Annotated in this window: 23 protein-coding genes; 11 read left to right on the top strand and 12 right to left on the bottom strand. The window is 64.6% G+C overall.

Going from position 1 to position 20,278, the window contains the following annotated elements:
* Positions 1 to 72 precede the first annotated feature (72 nt).
* The 3 genes from ctrA to recG all read left to right on the top strand — a co-directional run bounded on the left by ctrA (position 73) and on the right by recG (position 5,332).
* Positions 73 to 795 (top strand): response regulator transcription factor CtrA, encoded by a 723-nt coding sequence (gene ctrA / locus PVV74_RS00730; protein WP_274591886.1) that lies wholly within the window; start codon positions 73 to 75, stop codon positions 793 to 795.
* 329 nt (positions 796 to 1,124) lie between these two features.
* Entirely contained in the window at positions 1,125 to 3,245 is a 2,121-nt protein-coding gene (gene ligA / locus PVV74_RS00725) for an NAD-dependent DNA ligase LigA (protein WP_274591885.1), read from the top strand.
* The gene (gene recG, locus PVV74_RS00720) at positions 3,242 to 5,332 is read left to right on the top strand and encodes an ATP-dependent DNA helicase RecG (RefSeq protein WP_274591884.1); all 2,091 of its coding nucleotides are present in this window, start codon (positions 3,242 to 3,244) and stop codon (positions 5,330 to 5,332) included. Before ligA ends, recG begins: the two co-directional genes overlap by 4 nt.
* A 15-nt stretch (positions 5,333 to 5,347) precedes the next feature.
* Here the strand turns inward: recG and PVV74_RS00715 are convergent, their stop codons facing one another.
* Positions 5,348 to 5,668, bottom strand: coding sequence for a hypothetical protein (locus PVV74_RS00715; RefSeq protein WP_274591883.1), 321 nt, complete (start codon positions 5,666 to 5,668; stop codon positions 5,348 to 5,350).
* A gap of 203 nt (positions 5,669 to 5,871) precedes the next feature.
* Between PVV74_RS00715 and PVV74_RS00710 the strand changes: the two genes are divergently transcribed.
* Both PVV74_RS00710 and PVV74_RS00705 read left to right on the top strand, forming a co-directional pair.
* On the top strand, positions 5,872 to 6,009 hold the full coding sequence (locus tag PVV74_RS00710) for a hypothetical protein (RefSeq protein ID WP_170067078.1): 138 nt from the start codon (positions 5,872 to 5,874) through the stop codon (positions 6,007 to 6,009).
* Positions 6,010 to 6,282: 273 nt separating this feature from the next.
* Positions 6,283 to 7,155, top strand: a complete 873-nt coding sequence (locus PVV74_RS00705) for a cation diffusion facilitator family transporter (protein ID WP_274591882.1) — start codon at positions 6,283 to 6,285, stop codon at positions 7,153 to 7,155.
* A gap of 23 nt (positions 7,156 to 7,178) precedes the next feature.
* Here the strand turns inward: PVV74_RS00705 and PVV74_RS00700 are convergent, their stop codons facing one another.
* Complete coding sequence (locus PVV74_RS00700) at positions 7,179 to 7,625, bottom strand: iron-sulfur cluster assembly scaffold protein (protein ID WP_103761272.1); 447 nt, start codon at positions 7,623 to 7,625, stop codon at positions 7,179 to 7,181.
* Between the two features lie 67 nt (positions 7,626 to 7,692).
* Here PVV74_RS00700 and hisI point away from each other — a divergent pair, with 67 nt between their 5' ends.
* A complete protein-coding gene (hisI, locus tag PVV74_RS00695; protein WP_103761271.1) occupies positions 7,693 to 8,055 on the top strand; it encodes a phosphoribosyl-AMP cyclohydrolase in 363 nt (120 codons plus the stop codon).
* Between the two features lie 31 nt (positions 8,056 to 8,086).
* Here the strand turns inward: hisI and gluQRS are convergent, their stop codons facing one another.
* The 5 genes from gluQRS to PVV74_RS00670 form a co-directional block, all read right to left on the bottom strand.
* The gene (gene gluQRS / locus PVV74_RS00690) at positions 8,087 to 8,926 is read right to left on the bottom strand and encodes a tRNA glutamyl-Q(34) synthetase GluQRS (RefSeq protein ID WP_103761270.1); all 840 of its coding nucleotides are present in this window, start codon (positions 8,924 to 8,926) and stop codon (positions 8,087 to 8,089) included.
* Complete coding sequence (locus PVV74_RS00685) at positions 8,923 to 9,537, bottom strand: class I SAM-dependent DNA methyltransferase (protein WP_103761269.1); 615 nt, start codon at positions 9,535 to 9,537, stop codon at positions 8,923 to 8,925. The genes gluQRS and PVV74_RS00685 overlap by 4 nt, the downstream gene beginning before the upstream one ends.
* Positions 9,538 to 9,549: 12 nt before the next feature.
* Positions 9,550 to 10,914, bottom strand: a complete 1,365-nt coding sequence (gene trmFO, locus PVV74_RS00680) for a methylenetetrahydrofolate--tRNA-(uracil(54)-C(5))-methyltransferase (FADH(2)-oxidizing) TrmFO (protein ID WP_274591881.1) — start codon at positions 10,912 to 10,914, stop codon at positions 9,550 to 9,552.
* A gap of 39 nt (positions 10,915 to 10,953) precedes the next feature.
* The gene (locus PVV74_RS00675) at positions 10,954 to 12,303 is read right to left on the bottom strand and encodes a cytochrome-c peroxidase (RefSeq protein ID WP_274591880.1); all 1,350 of its coding nucleotides are present in this window, start codon (positions 12,301 to 12,303) and stop codon (positions 10,954 to 10,956) included.
* Positions 12,304 to 12,762: 459 nt separating this feature from the next.
* Positions 12,763 to 13,548 carry an enoyl-CoA hydratase gene (locus PVV74_RS00670; RefSeq protein WP_274591879.1) on the bottom strand — a complete coding sequence of 262 codons (786 nt, stop codon included), beginning with the start codon at positions 13,546 to 13,548 and terminating at the stop codon, positions 12,763 to 12,765.
* Positions 13,549 to 13,604: 56 nt separating this feature from the next.
* On the opposite strand from PVV74_RS00670, the gene PVV74_RS00665 reads away from it, so the two are divergent.
* The gene (locus PVV74_RS00665) at positions 13,605 to 14,027 is read left to right on the top strand and encodes a PaaI family thioesterase (protein ID WP_103761849.1); all 423 of its coding nucleotides are present in this window, start codon (positions 13,605 to 13,607) and stop codon (positions 14,025 to 14,027) included.
* Positions 14,028 to 14,082: 55 nt separating this feature from the next.
* Here PVV74_RS00665 and PVV74_RS00660 read toward each other — a convergent pair whose 3' ends face one another.
* Complete coding sequence (locus PVV74_RS00660) at positions 14,083 to 14,316, bottom strand: DUF1127 domain-containing protein (protein WP_103761265.1); 234 nt, start codon at positions 14,314 to 14,316, stop codon at positions 14,083 to 14,085.
* A 100-nt stretch (positions 14,317 to 14,416) separates the two neighbouring features.
* Here PVV74_RS00660 and PVV74_RS00655 point away from each other — a divergent pair, with 100 nt between their 5' ends.
* Positions 14,417 to 15,826 (top strand): aminotransferase-like domain-containing protein, encoded by a 1,410-nt coding sequence (locus PVV74_RS00655; RefSeq protein ID WP_274591878.1) that lies wholly within the window; start codon positions 14,417 to 14,419, stop codon positions 15,824 to 15,826.
* Positions 15,827 to 15,833: 7 nt separating this feature from the next.
* On the opposite strand, the gene PVV74_RS00650 is transcribed toward PVV74_RS00655, so the two are convergent.
* Positions 15,834 to 16,892, bottom strand: coding sequence for a hypothetical protein (locus tag PVV74_RS00650; protein WP_103761263.1), 1,059 nt, complete (start codon positions 16,890 to 16,892; stop codon positions 15,834 to 15,836).
* Entirely contained in the window at positions 16,892 to 17,215 is a 324-nt protein-coding gene (locus PVV74_RS00645; RefSeq protein WP_103761262.1) for a hypothetical protein, read from the bottom strand. Before PVV74_RS00645 ends, PVV74_RS00650 begins: the two co-directional genes overlap by 1 nt.
* Before the next feature lie 138 nt (positions 17,216 to 17,353).
* Here PVV74_RS00645 and rplM point away from each other — a divergent pair, with 138 nt between their 5' ends.
* The 3 genes from rplM to PVV74_RS00630 all read left to right on the top strand — a co-directional run bounded on the left by rplM (position 17,354) and on the right by PVV74_RS00630 (position 18,649).
* Positions 17,354 to 17,812 (top strand): 50S ribosomal protein L13, encoded by a 459-nt coding sequence (gene rplM / locus PVV74_RS00640; protein WP_274591877.1) that lies wholly within the window; start codon positions 17,354 to 17,356, stop codon positions 17,810 to 17,812.
* Between the two features lie 5 nt (positions 17,813 to 17,817).
* Complete coding sequence (rpsI, locus tag PVV74_RS00635) at positions 17,818 to 18,315, top strand: 30S ribosomal protein S9 (RefSeq protein ID WP_274591876.1); 498 nt, start codon at positions 17,818 to 17,820, stop codon at positions 18,313 to 18,315.
* 94 nt (positions 18,316 to 18,409) lie between these two features.
* Positions 18,410 to 18,649 (top strand): hypothetical protein, encoded by a 240-nt coding sequence (locus tag PVV74_RS00630; protein ID WP_274591875.1) that lies wholly within the window; start codon positions 18,410 to 18,412, stop codon positions 18,647 to 18,649.
* A 141-nt stretch (positions 18,650 to 18,790) separates the two neighbouring features.
* On the opposite strand, the gene PVV74_RS00625 is transcribed toward PVV74_RS00630, so the two are convergent.
* Positions 18,791 to 19,405, bottom strand: a complete 615-nt coding sequence (locus tag PVV74_RS00625) for a TetR/AcrR family transcriptional regulator (protein WP_274591874.1) — start codon at positions 19,403 to 19,405, stop codon at positions 18,791 to 18,793.
* Positions 19,398 to 20,267: a polyphosphate kinase 2 gene (gene ppk2 / locus PVV74_RS00620; protein WP_274591873.1), complete on the bottom strand. Its 870-nt coding sequence runs from the start codon at positions 20,265 to 20,267 to the stop codon at positions 19,398 to 19,400. Before ppk2 ends, PVV74_RS00625 begins: the two co-directional genes overlap by 8 nt.
* Positions 20,268 to 20,278: the final 11 nt, after the last annotated feature.

Genomic DNA, 20,278 nt, shown 5'->3' with positions numbered 1-20,278 from the left:
TCTAGAGTAACCACCGGTTAACCAATTTCCCGGAATATCAGGACGGACAAGGATATAAGCGGAGATTAACGAATGCGCGTTCTTTTGATCGAAGATGATCCCAATACTTCGAAGAGCATCGAATTGATGCTGACCCATGCCAACCTGAACGTGTACACCACGGACCTCGGCGAGGAGGGGATCGATCTTGCCAAGCTTTACGATTACGATCTGATCCTGCTCGATCTGGGCCTGCCCGACATGAACGGACACGAGGTGCTGCGGCAACTCAGGCTTGCACGGATCGAAACGCGGATCCTTATCCTGTCCGGCGCGGACGATACCGAGAACAAGATCAAGGGCTTCGGATTCGGCGCCGACGACTACCTGACCAAACCTTTCCACCGCGAGGAACTGGTGGCGCGGATCCATGCGATCATACGCCGCTCCAAGGGACATTCGCAGTCGATGATCCGCACCGGCAAGGTCAACGTGAACCTCGACGCCAAGACGGTCGATGTGGCCGGCAAGACGGTGCACCTGACGGGCAAGGAATACCAGATGCTGGAACTTCTCAGCCTGCGCAAGGGCACGACCCTGACGAAAGAGATGTTCCTGAACCATCTCTACGGCGGCATGGATGAGCCGGAACTCAAGATCATCGACGTTTTCATCTGCAAGCTGCGCAAGAAGCTGGCCGAGGCGACGGGCGGCGACAATTATATCGAAACGGTCTGGGGCCGCGGCTATGTCCTGCGCGACCCGGAGCCGACAGAGGGAAAAGGTGACGGACCACGGCTCGCCGTGGGCGCCTGAGGCCCGAGGCGGCAGACCTGTCAGGCAATCCCGATCCTGCAGGATCGCGCCCTTACGCGGTGGCGATACCGTGTCCGGCCTGACACGGAATGCAGTTACGACACGGCCCTCCAGCTGACCGGGTCCGGCATCCATGCCGGGCCCGGTTTCGCGTGTGGCGACCGGCAGACCATCAGGACGGGCCTGTCGGGTACGTTCGGCAAGATGCGTTTTCCGCTTCTGACGGGCGCGGTCGGGGCCTTGAATGAAAATCTGCAATTCAGCTTTGGCAAGAAAGGCTTTAACACTTCGGGAAAGAAGCCGACCGGCAGCAAGACAGAGAACAGGGCATGACCGCCGAAACACCCGTAGACACCCTGACCGAAACGCAGGCCCGCGAAGAGCTGGCCCGCCTGGCCGACGTGCTGGCGAAGGCCAATGATGCCTATCATCGGGACGACGCGCCGCAGATCAGCGACGCGGAATACGACGCGCTCAAGGCCCGCAACGCCGCCATCGAGGCGCGATTCCCCGGCCTGAAACGCGACGACAGCCCCAGCGACCAGGTCGGGGCGGCCCCGGCCGACGGCTTTTCCAAGGTCACGCACGCGGTGCGGATGCTCAGCCTGTCAAACGTCTTTGACGACGCCGAGGTCGTGGAATTCGACGACCGCATCCGCCGCTATCTCGGCCTCGCTGCCGATGCACCGCTCAAGTACACCGCCGAACCCAAGATCGACGGGCTGAGCCTGAGCCTGCGCTACGAGGGGGGCAAACTGGTCCAGGCCGCCACGCGCGGCGACGGTGCGGTGGGCGAGAACGTCACCGCCAATGCCCGCACCATCGACGATATTCCGGTGACGCTGAAAGACGCGCCCGACGTGCTGGAGGTGCGCGGCGAGGTCTATATGAGCCACGCCGATTTCGAGGCGCTGAACACGCGGCAGTCCGAGGCGGGGACCAAGACCTTCGCCAACCCGCGCAACGCCGCGGCGGGATCGCTGCGCCAACTCGACAGCAGCATCACCAAGTCCCGCCCGTTGCGTTTCTTTGCCTATGCCTGGGGCGAGGTCAGCGAAGCGCTGGCAGGCACGCAAATGGCCGCGATAGACCGGCTGGCCGAGTTGGGGTTTTCGACCAACCCGCTGACCGCGCTGTGCGACGGCCCGGCAGAGATGCAGGCGCATTACGACCAGATCGAGCAACAGCGCGCCAGCTTGGGCTATGACATCGACGGCGTGGTCTACAAGGTCAACGACCTCGACCTGCAGCGCCGACTGGGCTTTCGCAGCACGACGCCACGCTGGGCCACGGCGCATAAATTTCCCGCCGAGCTGGCCTGGACCACTTTGGAAAACATCGAGATCCAGGTGGGCCGCACCGGTGCGCTGTCCCCCGTGGCCCGGCTGACCCCCGTGACCGTGGGCGGCGTGGTGGTCAGCAATGCAACCCTGCACAACGAGGATTACATCGCCGGGCGCGACAGCAAGGGGCAGGAGATCCGCGGCGGCAAGGACATCCGGATCGGTGACTGGGTACAGGTCTACCGTGCCGGGGACGTGATCCCGAAAGTGGCCGATGTGGACCTGTCGAAGCGGCCTGAAGGCGCGGAACCTTACGTGTTTCCGACCGAGTGCCCTGAATGCGGCTCCGAGGCGATCCGCGAAGAGGGCGACGCCGTCCGCCGCTGCACCGGCGGGCTGATCTGCCCGGCGCAGGCCGTCGAGAAATTGAAGCATTTCGTCTCGCGGGCGGCCTTTGACATCGAAGGTCTGGGCGCGAAACAGGTCGAGCAGTTCTATCGCGACGGCTGGATCAGGGAGCCTGCCGATATCTTCACGTTGAAGGACCGCTACGGCAGCGGCGTGAAGCAGCTGAAGAACCGCGAGGGTTGGGGCGAGAAAAGCGCCGAGAACCTGTTTCAGGCCATCGAGGACACGCGGGCGATCCCCTTTGGCCGGGTCCTGTTCGCGCTTGGCATCCGTCACGTGGGCGAGCAGGCCAGCAACCTGATCGCGCGCAGCTACGGCCGGTGGGATACCTTCACCGAAGCGATGGACGCCGCGAAAGATTGCGAAGGCCCGGAATGGGACAACCTTCTGGCCATCGACGGGGTGGGCGAGGTCATGGCACGCAGCTTGGTGACCGCGTTCGCGCAGGATCATGAGCGGGACAGCATCGACAGGCTGACGGCACATCTGACCATTGAAGAGGCCGCGGCCCCCGCGACGGATGGCAGCCCCGTCGCGGGCAAGACGGTCGTCTTTACCGGCACGCTGGAAAAGATGACCCGCGCCGAAGCCAAGGCCCGGGCCGAGGCGTTGGGCGCCAAGGTCTCGGGCTCGGTGTCGGCCAAGACCGACCTGCTGGTGGCCGGGCCGGGGGCGGGCAGCAAGGCCAAGAAAGCCTCGGAGTTGGGCATCGAGACACTCGACGAAGACGGCTGGCTGGAGCTGATCGGCGACGCATGACGACCCGGCCGGAAATCCTCTTTCCGCTTTTCGCGGACCTCGAGACGCTGGAAGGTGTCGGGCCCAAGACCGCCAAGACATTGGAGGCGCTGCATATTTCGCGCCCCCGCGATCTTCTGTTCACGCTGCCGCATTCCGGCATCGACCGGCGCAAGCGTGACACGGTGCAGGGCGCGGACCTCCCGGGTACCGTGACGGTCGAGGTCTTGGTGGGCCGGCATGACCCGCCCCGATCGCGCGGGCGGCCCTATCGTATACAGGTCGAGGATACCCAGGTCGCCTTTCAACTGGTGTTCTTCAACGGCCGCGACGATTACCTCAATCGCGTTTTGCCGACAGGCGCGCGGCGGGTGGTTTCGGGCAAGGTGGAACTCTTCGACGGGATGGCGCAGATGGTGCATCCCGATCACATCCTGCCCGTGGAAGAGGCGGGCGAGATCCCCGATTTCGAGCCTGTCTACCCGCTGACCGCCGGCGTGACGCAAAAGACCATGGCCAAGGCCGTGCGATCTGCGCTGGCCCGCGCGCCGGATCTGGCCGAGTGGATCGACCCGTCGCAAAAGGCCCAAGATGACTGGCCCGACTGGCATGCGGCGCTGGACCACGCCCACAGCCCCACGAACATGGGCGACCTCGCCGCGACGGATCCGGCGCGCACGCGGCTGGCCTATGACGAGTTCATGGCGCATCAGCTGACCCTTGCGCTGGCGCGCGCCAAGATGCGGCGCGGCAAGGGACGGGTGAGCGAGGCGACCGGCACGTTGCAATCCAGGGTCCGTGCGGCGCTGCCCTATACCGCCACCGGTGCCCAGACCCGGGCGATTGCCGAGATCAGTGCCGACATGGCCGCGCCCTTGCGCATGAACCGTTTGCTGCAAGGCGACGTGGGCGCGGGCAAGACGTTGGTGGCACTCATGGCGCTTTTGGTCGCGGTCGAGGCGGGCGGGCAGGGGGTGATGATGGCCCCCACCGAGATCCTCGCCCGGCAGCACCTGCAAGGGTTGCGGCCGCTGGCCGAATCCGCCGGTGTGGTGCTGGAACTGCTGACGGGCCGCGACAAGGGCGCGGAGCGGCGGGCCAAGCTGGAGGCGCTGAAGCGCGGCGATATCCAGATCCTGGTGGGCACCCATGCCGTCTTTCAGAAGGATGTGGAGTTCAACGACCTGCGCCTTGCCGTGGTGGACGAACAGCACCGTTTCGGCGTGCGGCAACGGCTGGAGCTGGGGCGCAAGGGCACTGCGGTGGACGTTCTGGTGATGACCGCCACGCCGATCCCGCGCAGCCTGGCCTTGGCGCAATACGGCGACATGGATGTCAGTATCCTCGACGAGAAACCGCCCGGGCGGAAGCCGATCAAGACCGCGCTGACCAACATGGCGCGGATGCAGGAAGTGGTCGAGCACCTGAAGAGCGCCATCACCGAGGGACGGCAGGCCTACTGGGTTTGCCCGCTGGTCGAGGACTCCGAGGTGATGGATCTGACCAGCGCCGAGGAGCGGTTCAAGCATCTGCGCGCGGCCTTGGGCGAGGGGCGCGTCGGGCTGGTGCACGGCCAGATGCCGCCCGCCGAGAAGGACGCCGCGATGGCCGCTTTTCAACGGGGCGAGACGAGCGTCCTGGTCTCGACCACGGTCATCGAGGTGGGGGTGGACGTGCCCAACGCCTCGATCATGGTGATCGAACGAGCCGAGCATTTCGGTCTGGCACAGCTGCACCAGCTGCGCGGCCGGGTGGGCCGGGGCGAGGCCCAATCGACCTGCCTGTTGATGTACCAGGCGCCCTTGTCCGAAGGCGGCCAGCGCCGGATGGATACGATGCGCGAGACCGAGGACGGGTTTCGCATCGCCGAGGTGGACCTCGAGATGCGCGGCGTCGGCGACCTGATCGGCACGGCGCAATCCGGCCTGCCGCGCTTTCGCGTGGCGGACATGGAAGCGCAGGCAGGGCTGATGGCCACGGCGCAGTCCGACGCGCGCAAGCTGCTTGGGGATGACCCGGAATTGCAGTCAGAGCGCGGGCAGGCCGCCCGCGTTCTCTTGTGGTTGATGGGCCAGGACGAAGCGATCCGGCTCTTGTCCGTCGGATAGATCGGGCCGCGACACTTAAATGAAATCGAAGTGATCGGTCATGCCGAAATCCGGGACCGGCTCGGGCTCGGGGAGCACGTCCCGATCGTCGCTGCCCGATCCGCCGGTCTGGATGCTGGTCACCGGCACGTCCGCGACATCGAAAGCCGCTTCGTCGCCGCTGTCCGAGGTTTTGAAGTCGAATGCGTCGGTTGCCGGGTCCTCGGGCGCAATCTGCACGGCTGGCAAGAGCAGAAAGCTCTCGGGTGGGTCGAACACGTCGCTGCCATCTTCTCGCTGCGCCGACGTGCCCATGGAAAGGATGTCGATCCACTTCTTGTGATCCTTGTCCGACATGGTTTCACTCCCCTTTGAATTAAGATTGGTAACCGGTAGTCGGAGCGGATCGGTCGGCAGTTCAAAGAAAATTTGAATCTGAAATTTGCTTCTGCATCAGGGGCTTGAGGTGGAATGTCTGCAAAAGTTCGCAAATGTTCTCATAAAGTTCTTTACAAAGGGTTTCCGAAATGAGAACAAAGGGGCAACAGAAGTTAACGGCAATGAGGACCCTTCCGATGCTGACCCAGATCAAGACCGCCGCAAGACGCTCCGCTGACACTCTGCTCGGTGATTTCATCGGTGGTGCGGCACTGGTCGTCACGCTGGTTGGCGGGCTCTACCTGCCGGGACTGATGTAACCGTTTCTGCCTGCGTATATCCCGCGCGCGTCGCGCTTGCGTCTCCTGTCCCCTTGACGCGGCCCGATACTGTCCCCTTGTCCCGGGGTTGTTGCCTCTTCCCCGGACACGACGCGCCAAAGCGGATCACGCATTCCTTCCGCCGCCGCTGTTCCAGCGCGCGGCGGTTTTTTTGCGCACGTCCCCCCAAGAGTCTTCGTACGAAGAATCTTGGACGCGCTCGATTGCAGCCGTGCGCGCCCCGTGACAGGCTGAGTGCGCAAGGACAGGACCATGCACGACCATTCCCACGCCCACGGGCACAGCCACGTTCCGAAGAAGGAACGCACCATCGCCATCGCCGCCGCCCTGACGGGAGGCTTCATGCTGGCCGAACTTGTCGGCGGGATCCTCTCGGGATCGCTGGCTCTGCTGGCCGATGCGGGGCATATGCTGACCGATTTCGCATCGCTGATGCTAGCCTGGTTCGCGTTCCGCATCGCGCGGCGGCCGGCCGACTGGAAGCGGACCTATGGCTACGATCGGTTCTCGGTCCTCGCGGCCTTCGTCAACGGGGTGACGCTCTTTGCCATCGCGCTCTGGATCGTGATCGAGGCGATACGGCGGCTGGCGCAACCGGTCGAGGTCTTGGGCGGGCTGATGCTCTGGGTGGCGCTGGCCGGGCTGGTGGTGAACATCGCGTCCTTCTGGGTGCTGACACGCGAGGACAGTGACAACCTGAACATCCGTGCGGCCGCGCTCCATGTGGCGGGGGACTTGCTGGGCTCGGTTGCAGCCATTGTCGCCTCGCTGGTGATCCTCTGGAGCGGCTGGATGCCGATCGACCCGATCCTGTCAATGCTGGTGGCGGTGATCATCCTGCGCTCGGCGCTGAAAGTGGTGCGCGAGAGCGGACATATCCTGCTGGAGGGGGCGCCCGGTGGCTTTGACCGGCGTGAGGTGGCCGAGGCTCTGACCCGGGACGTGCCGGGCGTGGCCGAGGTCAGCCACGTTCATGCCTGGCAGGTCACGCAGGAACGCCCAATGGCGACGCTGGATCTGTCGGTCGCCGATGGGCATGATGCCGAGACGGTCAAGCAGGCTGTGCGTGACAGGCTGCGCGAAGACTACGGCGTGGATCACGCGACGATCGAAGTGGTGCGCTGACAAGAGTCTTCGCACGAAGACGCTCAGGCGGTGGCGCGGGCCTCTTCCATGGCCTCGGTGGCGGCCTCGAGCGTCAGCATGATGGACGCGTGGCGGTTCTTGTAATCCTGCGCGGGGCGCAACACTTCCAAGCCGTCAAAAGGCGCAGGAGGCGTGGGCCCGTCGGATTTCAGCATGGCTTTCAGCGCATCGCGCGCCGCCACCACCTGATCGTAGCTGCAGCCGATGATGCCACCGCCCACGACGCTCGCCGCCGCCTGGCCCAGGGCACAGGCCTTCACCTCGGCGGCGTAGTCGGTGATGCGGTCGCCGTCGGTTTTCAGGTCCACCGTCACGGTCGATCCGCAAAGCGGTGCACGGCGCTTGACCGTCACATCCGGCGCATCGAGCCGCCCGTGATGCGGGATGTCGGCGGCAAGTTCCAGAATCCGTGCGGAGTAAAGCTTGATCAGGTCGGTCTCGCCGCTCATGGCTTTCCCTTTCTTGGTTGAACCCATAGATAAGGGCTGACACCGCCAAGGCAAAAGGTTTTCTGACATGGAATTCGATGTTTCCAGCTTGCGCTTCAACGACCAGGGTCTGGTCCCGGCCATCGCGCAGGATGCGGCCAGCGGCGAGGTGCTGATGATGGCATGGATGAATGCCGAGGCCGTGGCCCGAACGCTCGAGACGGGCCGCGTCACCTATTGGAGCCGCTCGCGTCAGGCGTTCTGGATCAAGGGCGAAAGCTCGGGTCACGTGCAGAAGCTGGTGGAGTTCCGGGTGGATTGCGACCGTGACTGCCTGCTGGTGTTGGTCGACCAGACCGGGCCGGCCTGCCACACCAACCGGCGCAGCTGTTTTTACACCGGCGTGCAAGAGGGGCTCGAGGTCGAGCTAATGGCGCCTGTCGCGCCGTGAGTATTTTTGGAACAGTGAAGAGACGGGCGCATCACAACCCAACCATGGCGCGGATATCCGCCGGGCTCTTTCCCGCCTCGCGGTAGGTCGCGATGCTGCGGGCGTCGTCGCGCTTGGCCAGGCGCTTGCCATCCTCGTCGCGGATCAGGCGATGGTGGTGGTAGCGCGGGATCGCGTGGCCCAGCAGGCTGAGCAGGATGACTTGGATCGGCACGAAGCCGAACAGGTCTTCGCCCCGCACCACGTCGGTAATGTCCTGCCGGATGTCATCGAGCGCGGAGGCGAGGAAATAGGCGACGATGTCTTCGCCCTTGCGGCTGAGGACCACGTCGCCGATCTCGGCCTGCGCCTGGTCCGGGTCGATCCGGTGCGTGCCGGCGTGCAACGGGCCGGTATCCTCGAAGTCGGGATAGAGGCCACCGAAATGCTCCAACGCCCTGTCCAGATGCAGGCGCAGGGCGTCGCCGGGCTGGCGGCTTGCCATGCTCCGGTGCTTGCAGGTGCCGGGATAGACCTCGTGGGTGACGCCCTCCTGCGGGGCGGCGAGCGCGGCCTGGATCTGGCTGCGGCTGCACGAACAGGGGTAGAGCAGGCCCATCGCCTCGAGCTGGTGCAGCGCGGGATCATAGCTGTCGAGGTGTTCGGACTGCCGCAAGACAGGTTCGTCCCATGACACCCCCAGCCAGGTCAGGTCGTCGAGGATCTGCGCATCCCATTCCGGTTTACTGCGTTGCAGGTCGGTGTCTTCCATCCGCAAAAGGAACGCACCGCCGCGCGCCCGCGCCATGTCATGCCCCAAGAGCGCCGAGAAGGCGTGACCCAGATGCAGCGGGCCCGTTGGAGACGGGGCAAATCGAGTTCTGAAAGTCACTCTTTTTCAATGACGTATACGGTGGAGTTGATGTTCTGACCGGGCAGGTGGGGGCCGTGCTCGCGAAAGAGGACATTGGCCGCGCCGCGATCCAGCCAGCCATTCAGCGCGCCTTCGTATTGCGGGTCGGCTAGCGCGTGGTCGTTCAGGCTGAAGCCCAGCAAGCCGCCCTTGGGCAGCGCGTGCATCACCAGGTCGAGGGTCGAGGCCGGGGCCGCGCCCGTGCCGATCACGCCGATGCAGGTGATCGCCTCGTAAGCGCCTTCCGGGATCGGATCCGAGGCCGACAGGTCGATCGGCGTCAGGGTCCGGTAGACGGCCTTGCGCCTTGCGCCGTCCAGCATCTCGTGACTGGGGTCCATGCCGTCGATCGTGGTGAAACCGGCGAGTTTCAGCGCCAGACCGGACAGGCCCGTGCCGCAGCCGTAATCCAGCAGCGGCGCCTCGGGCGACTTGGCGAAGCGGAACATCGCATCGGCCACGCGGCCCGGCGTGGCATAGCCATTCGCGGCGATCTCGGCGTCATAGCTGGCCGCCCAGGCGTCATAAAGCGCACGGGTCTCGTCGGGATCGGCCATGGCATAGGCCTTGTCGAAAAAGCTGTCCTGCATGAGAGCAGAAAATCACACGGTTTCGGCGGCGTCCACTGCTGTTTCGCCCAGCCAGCCGGTCCAGGCCGTCTTGGCCCGGTCGGTATAGGCCTTGTAACGGTCGCGCCGGCCCCGGCGTCCGCCCTTGAGCCCGTCGACAGGGCGGAACAGGCCGAAATTGACGTTCATCGGCTGGAATGTCTTGGCCTCGGCCCCGCCGGTGATGTGATGGATAAGTGCACCCATTGCCGTGTCCTGCGGCGGTGCGGGCAGGGGGCGGTCCAGGATCTCGCCCGCCGCTAATCGCCCGGCCAAGAGGCCCATCGCGGCGGATTCGACATAGCCCTCGACGCCGGTGATCTGCCCGGCGAAGCGGATATGCGGCTTGGCCCGCAGGCGCATCTGTTCATCCAGCAACGTCGGCGAGTTCAGGAACGTGTTGCGGTGGATGCCTCCAAGACGCGCGAAACTGGCATTCTCCAGTCCGGGAATCATTTTGAAAACATCTGTTTGCGCGCCGTACTTCATCTTGGTCTGGAAGCCGACGATGTTGTAGAGCGTCCCGAGCGCGTTGTCCCGGCGCAGTTGCACCACCGCCCAGGGCTTCACGTCGGGCTGATGCGGATTGGTCAGGCCCACGGGCTTCATCGGGCCATGCCGCAGCGTCTCGCGGCCGCGTTCGGCCATCACCTCGATGGGCAGGCAGCCGTCGAAGTAGGTCGCTGTCTCGCCTTCGTGGAACTCGGTCTTGTCGGCGGCCAGCAGCGCGTCGATGAAGGCCTCGTACTGGTCCTTCGACATCGGGCAGTTGAGATAGGCGGTGCGCTCTTCCTCGGTTTCGCCCTTGTCATAGCGCGACTGCATCCACGCTTGGCTCATGTCGATCGTGTCATGGTAAACAATCGGCGCGATGGCGTCGAAAAAGGCCAGCCGGTCGGTGCCGGTCTCGGCGGCGATGGCCGCGCCCAGCCCTTGCGAGGTCAGCGGGCCGGTGGCGAAGATCCAGCGCCCGCTCTCGGGCAGGGTGGATACCTCGCCTTCCTCAACCGTCACGTTGGGATGGGCCCGCAGCCGGGCGGTGACACCCTGGCTGAACGCCTCGCGGTCCACGGCCAGTGCGCCGCCGGCGGGCAGGCGGTGGGTCTCGGCCATTTCCATGATCAGCCCTCCCGCCTGGCGCATTTCCCAGTGCAGGAGGCCCACGGCGTTCTGCTCGTCATCGTCCGAGCGGAAGGAGTTGGAGCAGACCATCTCGGCCAGGTCGCCGGTCTGGTGCGCGAAGGTGCCGACCTTGGGGCGCATCTCGTGGATGACCACGCGCACGCCCATGTTCGCGGCCTGCCACGCGGCCTCGGACCCGGCCATGCCGCCGCCGACGATATGAAGTGTCTCTGTCATGGCCCCGCATTTAAGGGGTCGAGGGCGGTTTGGAAAGGGTCAGCTGTCACCCGGCAGCCCGGCCACCGGCAGGCCCGAGGGCACGGCATCCGGCACGCCGAGGCGACCCGTGCGCGAGACCGGATCGGTCAGCGCGTCGAGGAAATCGACAAGCGCGGTGATCTCCATGTCAGTCAGCGGCGTGCGGGGCAGGGTCGCGGCGGCATAGATGCTCAGCACCTCGGCCTCGTCGCGCATCGCCGCCTCCAACCCGGTCTCGTCCGCGCCGATGTCTGGCAGATAGGCCGCCGTCAGGCCGGGATACTGCGCCAGCCCCGCGCCGGGGTCGGCATGATGCCGGATCATCGCGCCAAGATCGCGATAGGCGCCGTTATGGCCATAGGGCGCGGTCAGTGCCACGTTGCGCAAGGACGGCGTGCGGAACTTGTAGGCATCGCTAGGATCGCCGGTGATCGCCCCGAGGCCGATATCGGAATTGCCGTTCGCCCCGTGCCCCTTTCCCGGCCCGATCTGGGGCAGGCCGATTGCGTGAAAGTCGTGGTCGGTCTGGAAGGTGCCCGAATGGCAGCCCGCACAGCCTGCCTTGCCGTAAAACAGCGCCATGCCGCGCAGCTGGTCGTTGCTCAATGCCTCGTCCTGGCCCGACAGGAAGGCGTCGAACGGGCTGTCGGTGGCGCGGAACTCGTAGGCCACGAAATCAGCCAGTGCGGCGGTGATATGGGTAATATGCAATGGCTCGCCAGGGCCGATCAGCCACTCGAACCGGCGGCGATACTCGGGGATGTCCCAAACCCGCTCGGTGATCTTCTGCCAGGCACCGTCATAGCCCGCGATCCGGCCCTGTGCCACGGCATCCGCGATGATGTTCTCGCCCGGGTGGCCCGCCATTCCATCCACCGTCACCAGCGGCAGCAACGCCTGCGCGGCCAGCAGGCTGACCGGGCGTTCCAGTAAAATATCCTCCGGTAGAGAGATACCGTAGCGTTCGGTCTGGCTGGCGGTGACGCGACCGTCATGGGTCAAGGCAGTAAACTCCGCCGCGCCCAGGTTGAACAGCGGCGGCGCGTTGCGGGGCAGGCGTTTGGGCGGGTTGTCCGTGGCCCGGGTCCGTGCCGGTCCAAGCCCGCGGCCACCTTCGCCCAGGCTGAGCGACACGCCGTCGCCGCTGCCCATGTCGGGATGGTGGCAGGTGGCGCAGGCGATGTTGCGATTGCCCGACAGGATCGGGTCGAAGAACAGATCACGGCCCAGCAGAACCGACGTGGCCCCCGGTGTGGGGAACTCCGCGCGGTTTGCCGGGTCGGGCAGGTCAGTGGCCTCCGATGGATTGGCCAGAGAGAGGCTGGCCAAGAGGGACCAGATGCCGAAGACCGCCACCCGATATGTCATAGCGCCGTGATCATAGCGTCGTGTAAACCCCACACGATGCCCCCGATTACGGGTGTACCGGAGCGAATGTGGCGACAAAACGGCAAATGTCGAAATAGTGTGGCACGGTTCTGGAAACACTGCTGGACAACGTTGCACCCGTGCGCGGGGACTTATGTTTCGTGAGGTTGGTGCGACGAGTATGAAAAACCGAGATGCTAAAAAACGGATCGCGTGATCCTGCTTTGTGTCGCACCAACCTCTCTCCAATCATGAGCAAATTGGGGCCGCGATAAACCGGCCTTTGAGGAACAAACCAGACGCGATTCGTTAACAATCCGCTAATATATTGATTTGCGGGGAGAGATCGCTCCAAAGCGCGCGCGCGCCGCGTTCAACGGCAACGCTCTTGGGCGGAAAGCTCTCCTATAGGTGGGCGCGAAATCAACGGAGATCAACTTGGGCGTGTCTATTGCCGCGTCACTGATCCCACTCCGGCGGTCGCTTCTCGATAAAAGCGCTGATGCCTTCCTCGGTGTCGCGCCACATCATGTTCTCGACCATGACCTCGCCGGTGAAGGCATAGGCGTCGTCCAGCCCCATTTCCAGCTGCTTGTAGAAGGCCTGCTTGCCGATCTTCACCGCCGCGCCCAGCTTGGCCGCGATGGTATGGGCCAGATCGTCTCCGGCGGCTTGCAGCGCATCATACGGCACAGCGCGGTTGATCAGGCCCAGCTCGATCGCGAGGTCGGTATCGATGAACTCGCCCGTGGTCAGCATCTCGAACGCCTGCTTGCGCGGAATGTTGCGGCTGAGCGCGACCATGGGTGTGGAACAAAAGAGCCCGATATTCACCCCGTTGACGCCAAACCGCGTGCCCGTCGCCGCCACGGCCAGGTCGCAGGTCGCCACCAATTGACAGCCCGCCGCGGTGGCGATGCCATGGGGCAGGGCCATGACCGGCTGGGGCAGGTCGCGGATCGTGCGCATCAGCTTGCTGCAGCGCGAGAAGAGATCGGCGAAGTACGCCTTGCCGCCATCCTCGGCCTGCCGCCCCTGGGTCATTTCCTTAAGGTCATGCCCCGCGCAGAACGCCTTGCCTTCGCCGGCCAGCGTTACCACGCGAATCGAATTGTCCGCCGCGATCTCGCCCAGCGTGGTCTGAAGCGCCTCCAGCATGCCGTCGCTCAACGCGTTCAGTTTCTCGGGCTGGTTCATCGTCAGACGGGCGATGGCCCCGTCGTCTTGGCGTTCCAGGATTGTCATCTTGATCCTCCTTGGGGCTTGTGCCTTCTTACGCCGGCACGCGCACGGAGGAAAGCATGCCCCTGAAACTGAATGCAACCGATCTGATGGCCTATATCGACGAGGTCTTCCCGCAGGTGAAGGGCGACTTCACCATCGACAGCCTCGAGGAAATGGCACTGCGCGTGCGCCTGAACGTCGAGGAACGCCACCTGCGCCCCGGCGGCACGGTATCGGGTCCGTCGATCTTTGCGCTGGCGGACGTGGCGGTCTACATGGCGGTCCTCAGCATGACCGGCCGCGAGGCGCTGGCGGTCACTACAAGCTGTTCCATCGACTTCATGCGCAAGCCTGCCGCCAATACGGACCTTATCGCCGACTGCCGCCTGCTGAAACTGGGGCGCGTTCTTGCCGTGGGTGACGTGCTGATCTTCTCGGACGGATTCGATCAGCCGGTGGCGCGGGCCAGCCTGACCTACTCGATTCCCCCCAAGGCATGAAAAAAGGGCCGGGAATGCACCCGGCCCAGTTTCAAGAGATCCGTATCGGGGACGATTACGGTCTCCAAAAGGGTTTGCGCGCTTCCATGTCGGCCTCGCGCGGGGTCAGGCCGATATCGCGCAGCATGTGGTCGTCCAGCCGCGACAGGTGGACCCGTGTCTTTCGGCGTTGCGTCCACAGGACATAGGCCCATGCCAGCTGTACCGCGATCAGCGACAGGGCGGGCAGGGTGGTGCGTGCGGAAAGCCCCTCGAGTGCCGTGCGGTCGGTGCGGGTGAAACTGGTCATGGCGTATCCTTTCCTGATAAATTGTATTGACACAATATTGTGCGATTGCCACAATTGAGGGATACATTGTCCAATTGTCCGAATCCACGGAAATATTGTCATGGGTACAAATTGGCAGCCCAAGCTGACCGACACCGCCGCGCCCAAGTACAAGGCGCTGATGCAGGCGATCCGCAGTGGTATCGACAACCACAGCCTTGCCCCGGGCGACAAGCTGCCGCCCGTGCGCGATCTTGCCTGGCGGCTGGGCGTCACGCCGGGCACCGTCGCGCGGGCCTATTCCGGGCTGACGGACGATGGCACGCTGGTGGCCGAGGTCGGGCGCGGCACCTTCGTGGCCGAGCCCAAGCCGATCCCCCCGGATTACTTCCCGATCGAGGCCGACAGTGTCGAACACAACGCCGGCGGCGACAGCTATGCCGTCAACATGATCTCGCCGCACCTGCCCAGCGTGGGGCAGGCCGGGCTTGTCCGGCAGCTTCTGGCGCAGATTGCCGAGGACCCGCCCTCTGGCGTGATGCATTACCCCAGCCGCCAGAACATGCAGCCCGCCCGTGCCGCGGCGGCGCGGTTCCTGTCCCAGGCGCCTCTGGGGCGGTTCACGGAAGAGGACGTGGTGCTGGCCCATGGCGGGCAGAACGCCATCATCCTGATCATGCAGACCGTCCTTTGCGGGCGGCGCCCCACGGTGCTGGTCGAGGAGCTGTGCTATCCGGGGTTCCGGCGGGCCGCCGACCTGTTGCGGGCCGAGGTGATCCCGGTGGCGATGGACGCCCACGGATTGCGCCCCGACGCGCTGGAGGCGGCGGCGCAAAAGCACCAGGCCCAGATGCTGTTCACCTCCGCCGAGGTGCATAACCCCACATGCCTTTTTACCCCCGCCGAGCGCCGCGCCGAGATCGTCGAGGCCGCTCGCCGGTGCGACCTGCAGATTCTGGAGGATGATTGCTACCGCATAGGCCCGTCACAGGCCCCGGCCTACCGGATGCTGGCCCCCGAGCGCGGCTGGTACGTGGCCTCGCTGTCGAAATCGGTGACGCCCGCCTTGCGCGTGGGCTTTGCGCTGGCGCCCGGGGATCAGTCCATGGAGCTGCGCCGCGCGGCGGAATCCTCGTTCTTCGGGCTTGCCACGCCGATCTCGGACCTCGTGGCGGCGCTTTTGTCACATCCCGGTCTGGACGAGCTGATGGACAAGGTGCGCATCCAGTCGGGCGATTACATCCAGGCCGCGCTGAACGTGCTGGGCGGGTACGACGTGAAATGGCGCCGCGACGTGCCGTTCCTTTGGCTGACCCTGCCGCCGGGATGGCGCACATCCGCCTTTTGCCAGGCGGCGGCGGAGCAGGGCGTGCAGGTCCGCTCGGCCGAGGATTTTGCCAGCCGCGACGCAGCCTCGCCCCATGCCGTGCGACTGGCCGTGAACGCGGGCGTCAGCCTTGCCAGTTACGAGGCCGCGATGCAGCGTCTGCGCCGGCTGTTGGACAACCCGCCCGAAGGCATCGGCGTCTGAGCGCGGGCTACAACAACCCACCCGCGCCCCACGCGAGGCCGAAGCCGATCACCAGCGCGCTAAGGGCGGCGGCATAGCCCATCAGCTTCAATTTACATAAGGGCCGTTCGCCGAAGGTGCGCCCGTCGATCCCCGAGACGACGACCTTCTGCGCCTTGCCCTCATAGACGTAATGCAGGATCCAGACCGGCAGCAGGATGCGCCGGTAATGGATGCCCGTCGTGTCGGTCCGATAGCGGATATCATGCACGCCGCGCTTGTTGATATGCCGCTTGATCCGGTTGCGGATCAGCAGCCGCTTGTCGCTGGCGTTGGCGTCCAACCCCTGCGCCACGGTCTGATGATGGCGCTCGGCCGCGAACCCGGCCAGGTAGCCCGCGCGATAGGGGCGCAGGCGGTCGGGATAGAATTCGTGCAGGATGCCGTCGCGGATCAGCGGTGTCACATGGGTCGAGGCCGGCACCAGCAGGTCATCGAAGTCGACGTTCATCGCTCCACCCGTGGAATGCGTGCGCCGGTTCTTGCCGGACCCGGTGGTGTACTTGGCCCAGTATTGAACGGCCTCCTTGCTGTCGAAGGTCCAGAAGGGCGCGTAAAGCCCGCTGAAATGGCCGTCTTCGACCTGCGTCCACAGGTCCGACGGCGCCGCGATCCGCGCACGCACCCAGTCCCGCGCATTGGCCTTGGCCGTCTCCAGCGTGACGCGAAAGGGGATCAGCGCCATCGTGTCGAACCCCATGTCGGGGTCGGCCAGAACCACCGGCCCGTCGCAATAGGGACACCGCTCGGACAGGGCCGGGCCGGTGAAGATCACGTGCCCGCCGCATGTCTGGCAGCCATGCTCCATCAGGTCGGGGCGGCTTTTCGGCTCTTCGGCGGGCACGTCCGGGTCATAGCCGAACTCGGTCTGGGCCAGGTGGTCGTCGGGCGTATCGAGCGATCGCACATTACCGCAACTGTCGCAGCGCAGCCCCGTGGCCTCGGCACTATAGCGGCACTGTCCGGCGCAGTCGGGACATTGCAGCGCGGCCTGTATCGCCTGTGCGCCGGGAACCGGGCCTGCCATCAGTCCGAATCCGCGATCGCCGCCGCGATCTCCAGCAGGATGCGCAGCCGCAGCCAGGCGCGGTCCGTCGCGCCGGCCAGGTCCTCGGTCGCCCACCAGTCGCCGATCACCGTGGCCACGAACCAGACCGCCATGGCCCAGAAAGCCACCAGCGACCAGCCCGCGATACCGCGGATGAAACCGGCCGAGCCGTGCTTCAGTTCATGCTTGGCCTCGTAGACCTTGATGATCTTGGCCACCTGCGCCATGCCAAGCGCCGTGGACAGCGCCAGCAGCAGCAGCGCGGCAAGTGGCGGGCCGGGGTTGTGAATCAGGCTCTCCATATGGGGTAAAATGATACCTAAATAACAAGTCTTTGTTTGTGAACAAAAATAACGCACATTTCCCGCTTGAACTGTTCTTCGGAGCCTATATAACCCCGCAATCCGAATTATGACCCTCTGACCCTTGGGGACAAGACCATGAAAACCTTTTCTGCAAAACCGGCAGATATCGACAAGAAGTGGATCGTGATCGATGCCGACGGCATCGTTCTGGGCCGCCTTGCTTCGATCGTCGCCACGCGCCTGCGTGGCAAGCACAAGCCCAGCTTTACACCGAGCCAGGACATGGGTGACAACGTCATCGTCATCAATGCCGACAAGGTGCAGCTGACCGGCAAGAAGCGCGACAAGCCCAACTACTGGCACACCGGCCACCCGGGCGGCATCAAGTCGCGCAGCACGGCGGAGATCCTGGAAGGGGCGTATCCCGAGCGCGTCGTCATGCAGGCCGTCAAGCGCATGCTGCCGTCGAACCGCCTTGCGCGCCGCCAGATGACCAATCTGCGCGTCTACGCCGGCACCGAGCATCCGCACGAGGCGCAAAGCCCCGAAGCGCTGGATGTGAAATCCATGAACAAGAAAAACACGCGGGTGTAAGAGACATGGCTGACGAAATCAAAACACTCGACGGTCTCGAAGCGGCCGTCACCGATGATATCGGCGGTGTCCAGGGTACGCCCGACGAAGCGCCCCGTGAACCCGTCCGCGACGACCTGGGTCGTTCCTACGCCACCGGCAAGCGCAAGGACGCGGTCGCCCGCGTCTGGATCAAGCCCGGCTCGGGCAAGGTCTCGGTCAACGGCAAGGAAATGAACAAGTACTTCGCCCGCCCGGTGCTGCAGATGATCCTGCGCCAACCGTTCACGGTGGCCGGTGTCGAAGACCAGTTCGACGTTCAGGCCACCGTCAAGGGCGGCGGCCTTTCGGGGCAGGCCGGTGCGGTCAAGCACGGCATCTCAAAAGCTCTGCAGCTTTATGATCCGTCGCTGCGCGGCGCGCTGAAGGCGGCAGGCTTCCTGACCCGCGACAGCCGCGTGGTGGAGCGCAAGAAATACGGTCGCGCCAAGGCCCGCAAGAGCTTCCAGTTCTCCAAGCGTTAAGCTTTGGGTTCAGAGTTTCGGAGAGGGCCGTCCGGTTGGGCGGCCCTTTTCTTTGGAGGCCTATGCCAGTACGCTGAGGAAAAGCGATGCGACCATGTTTGTCACCAGCCTGTTGATCTTCTACCTTTTCGCTTGGATCGGCTCGGCCACCTACGTCACGCGTCAGGCCGAGAAACGAGGTGTTGTCCTCAACCCGCGTTTCATTCTCTATACGAAACTAACTGCCGATCACCATAAGCTGACCAAACAGGAGATCAGGATTCTTAACTGGGGAACTTATGGTGCCTTGTCAGGCGCCCTGCTTGTTTTCATCGTCGTTAGACAATTTCTTTGAATGGACGCAACCAGCGATCCGATTGGGGGCCAGCCCCAAACTCAGCGTCGATTGGGGACCAGCCCCCAAACACAGGTTGAATTGGGGGCCAGCCCCCAAACCCCCGGGATATTTAGAGCCAGAGGAAGAGCAGCGCGGTGCCTACTGGTCCGGCGGCAACAGGCCCAGGCCCCGCAGGTAGATGCCTATCCCTGATTCCAGCAGATCCTCGGGCGGGAAAGGGCTTTGGGTGCCGGGCGAGTTGCGGGCGAAAAGCTCGACCACGCCGTGGCTGAGCGCCCAGACATGCGCCGACACCATCGCCGTCGGCGGGCGCTTGTCCGGGGGGATATGGGCTGACAAGCCCTCGGCGGCGCGTTCCAGCACGGCGCGGGCGCGGCCCGACACGGCGCCGAGGTCCGCATTGCGGTTGACCGAGATGCCGCTTTCGAACATCGCGATGTAGTGGCCCGGGTATTTCCGCGCGAACGCCAGGTAGGCACGGCCCGTCGCCGCGAACGCGCTCAGCGCCGTTTGCCCGGTGCCATAGGCGTATTCGATCACGTCGGCGAAGATCTCGTAGCCTTGCCGCGCCGCCTCGGCGATCAGGTCCTCGCGTCCGCCGAAATGGCGATAGACCGCCGCCGGGGTCACGCCGGCCTGCTTGGCGGCCTCCGACAGGGTGAAACCGGTCGGGCCTTTCTCCTCGATCAAGGTCAGCGCCGCGTCGACCAGCGCCTGGCGCAGGTTGCCGTGGTGATAGCCGCGCTTAGGCATCCCAGATCTCGGGCCCGCCGCAGACCGACGCATCGGGGACGCCCAGCGATTTCGGCAGCTTGTGGTCGTAGTCGATATTGAGCAGCACATGCCGGATCGTCTCGACCCGCGCCCGCCGCTTGTCGTCCGAGCGTACGACCGTCCAGGGCGCGTGGGTGCCGTGCGACCGCGCCAGCGTCTCGGAAATGGCCTCGGAATAGGCGTCCCATTTCTTCAGCCCCTCGACGTCGATCCAGCTAAGCTTCCATTGCTTCAGCGGATCGGTCTCTCGCTTCATGAAACGGCGCAGCTGTTCGGCGCGCCCCACGTTCAGCCAGAACTTGAAGAGGTGAATGCCCTCGTCGGCCAGCATCCTCTCGAAATCGCCGACCTGGTGAAAGAAATGCTCGCGCTGCGCGTCAGTGCAAAAGCCGAAAACCTTTTCGACGACGCCGCGATTGTACCATGAGCGGTCGAAGAACACGATCTCGCCGCCCGCAGGCAGGTGGTCGATATAGCGCTGGAAATACCATTGGGTGGCTTCCGTCTCGGACGGTTTCGACAAGGCCACGACGCGCGCACCACGCGGGTTCAGGTTCTCGCGGAAGCGTTTGATCGTGCCGCCCTTGCCGGCCGCGTCGCGCCCCTCGAAGACGCAGACCACCCGCGCGCCGCTTTCCTTGACCCAGGCTTGCAGCTTGACCAGTTCGATCTGCAGGCGATGCAGATCCCGCTCATAGGCCTTGCGCGGCATCCGGTCGGAATGGGGGTAGTCGGACGACAGGATATCGCCCTTGTCGGCCCGCCGGATGGCGTTGCGAACCTCCTCGGGGGCCTCGCTTTTGAAATAGGTGCCGATCGCGCCGTCAAATGGCAGGTCCATGCAGCCACTCC

This window comes from Roseovarius sp. SK2 (genome assembly GCF_028807495.1).
GTDB lineage: Bacteria > Pseudomonadota > Alphaproteobacteria > Rhodobacterales > Rhodobacteraceae > Roseovarius > Roseovarius confluentis.
The sequence above is the reverse complement of the archived record's forward strand: the minus strand, read 5'-3'. Positions and strand labels throughout refer to the sequence as shown.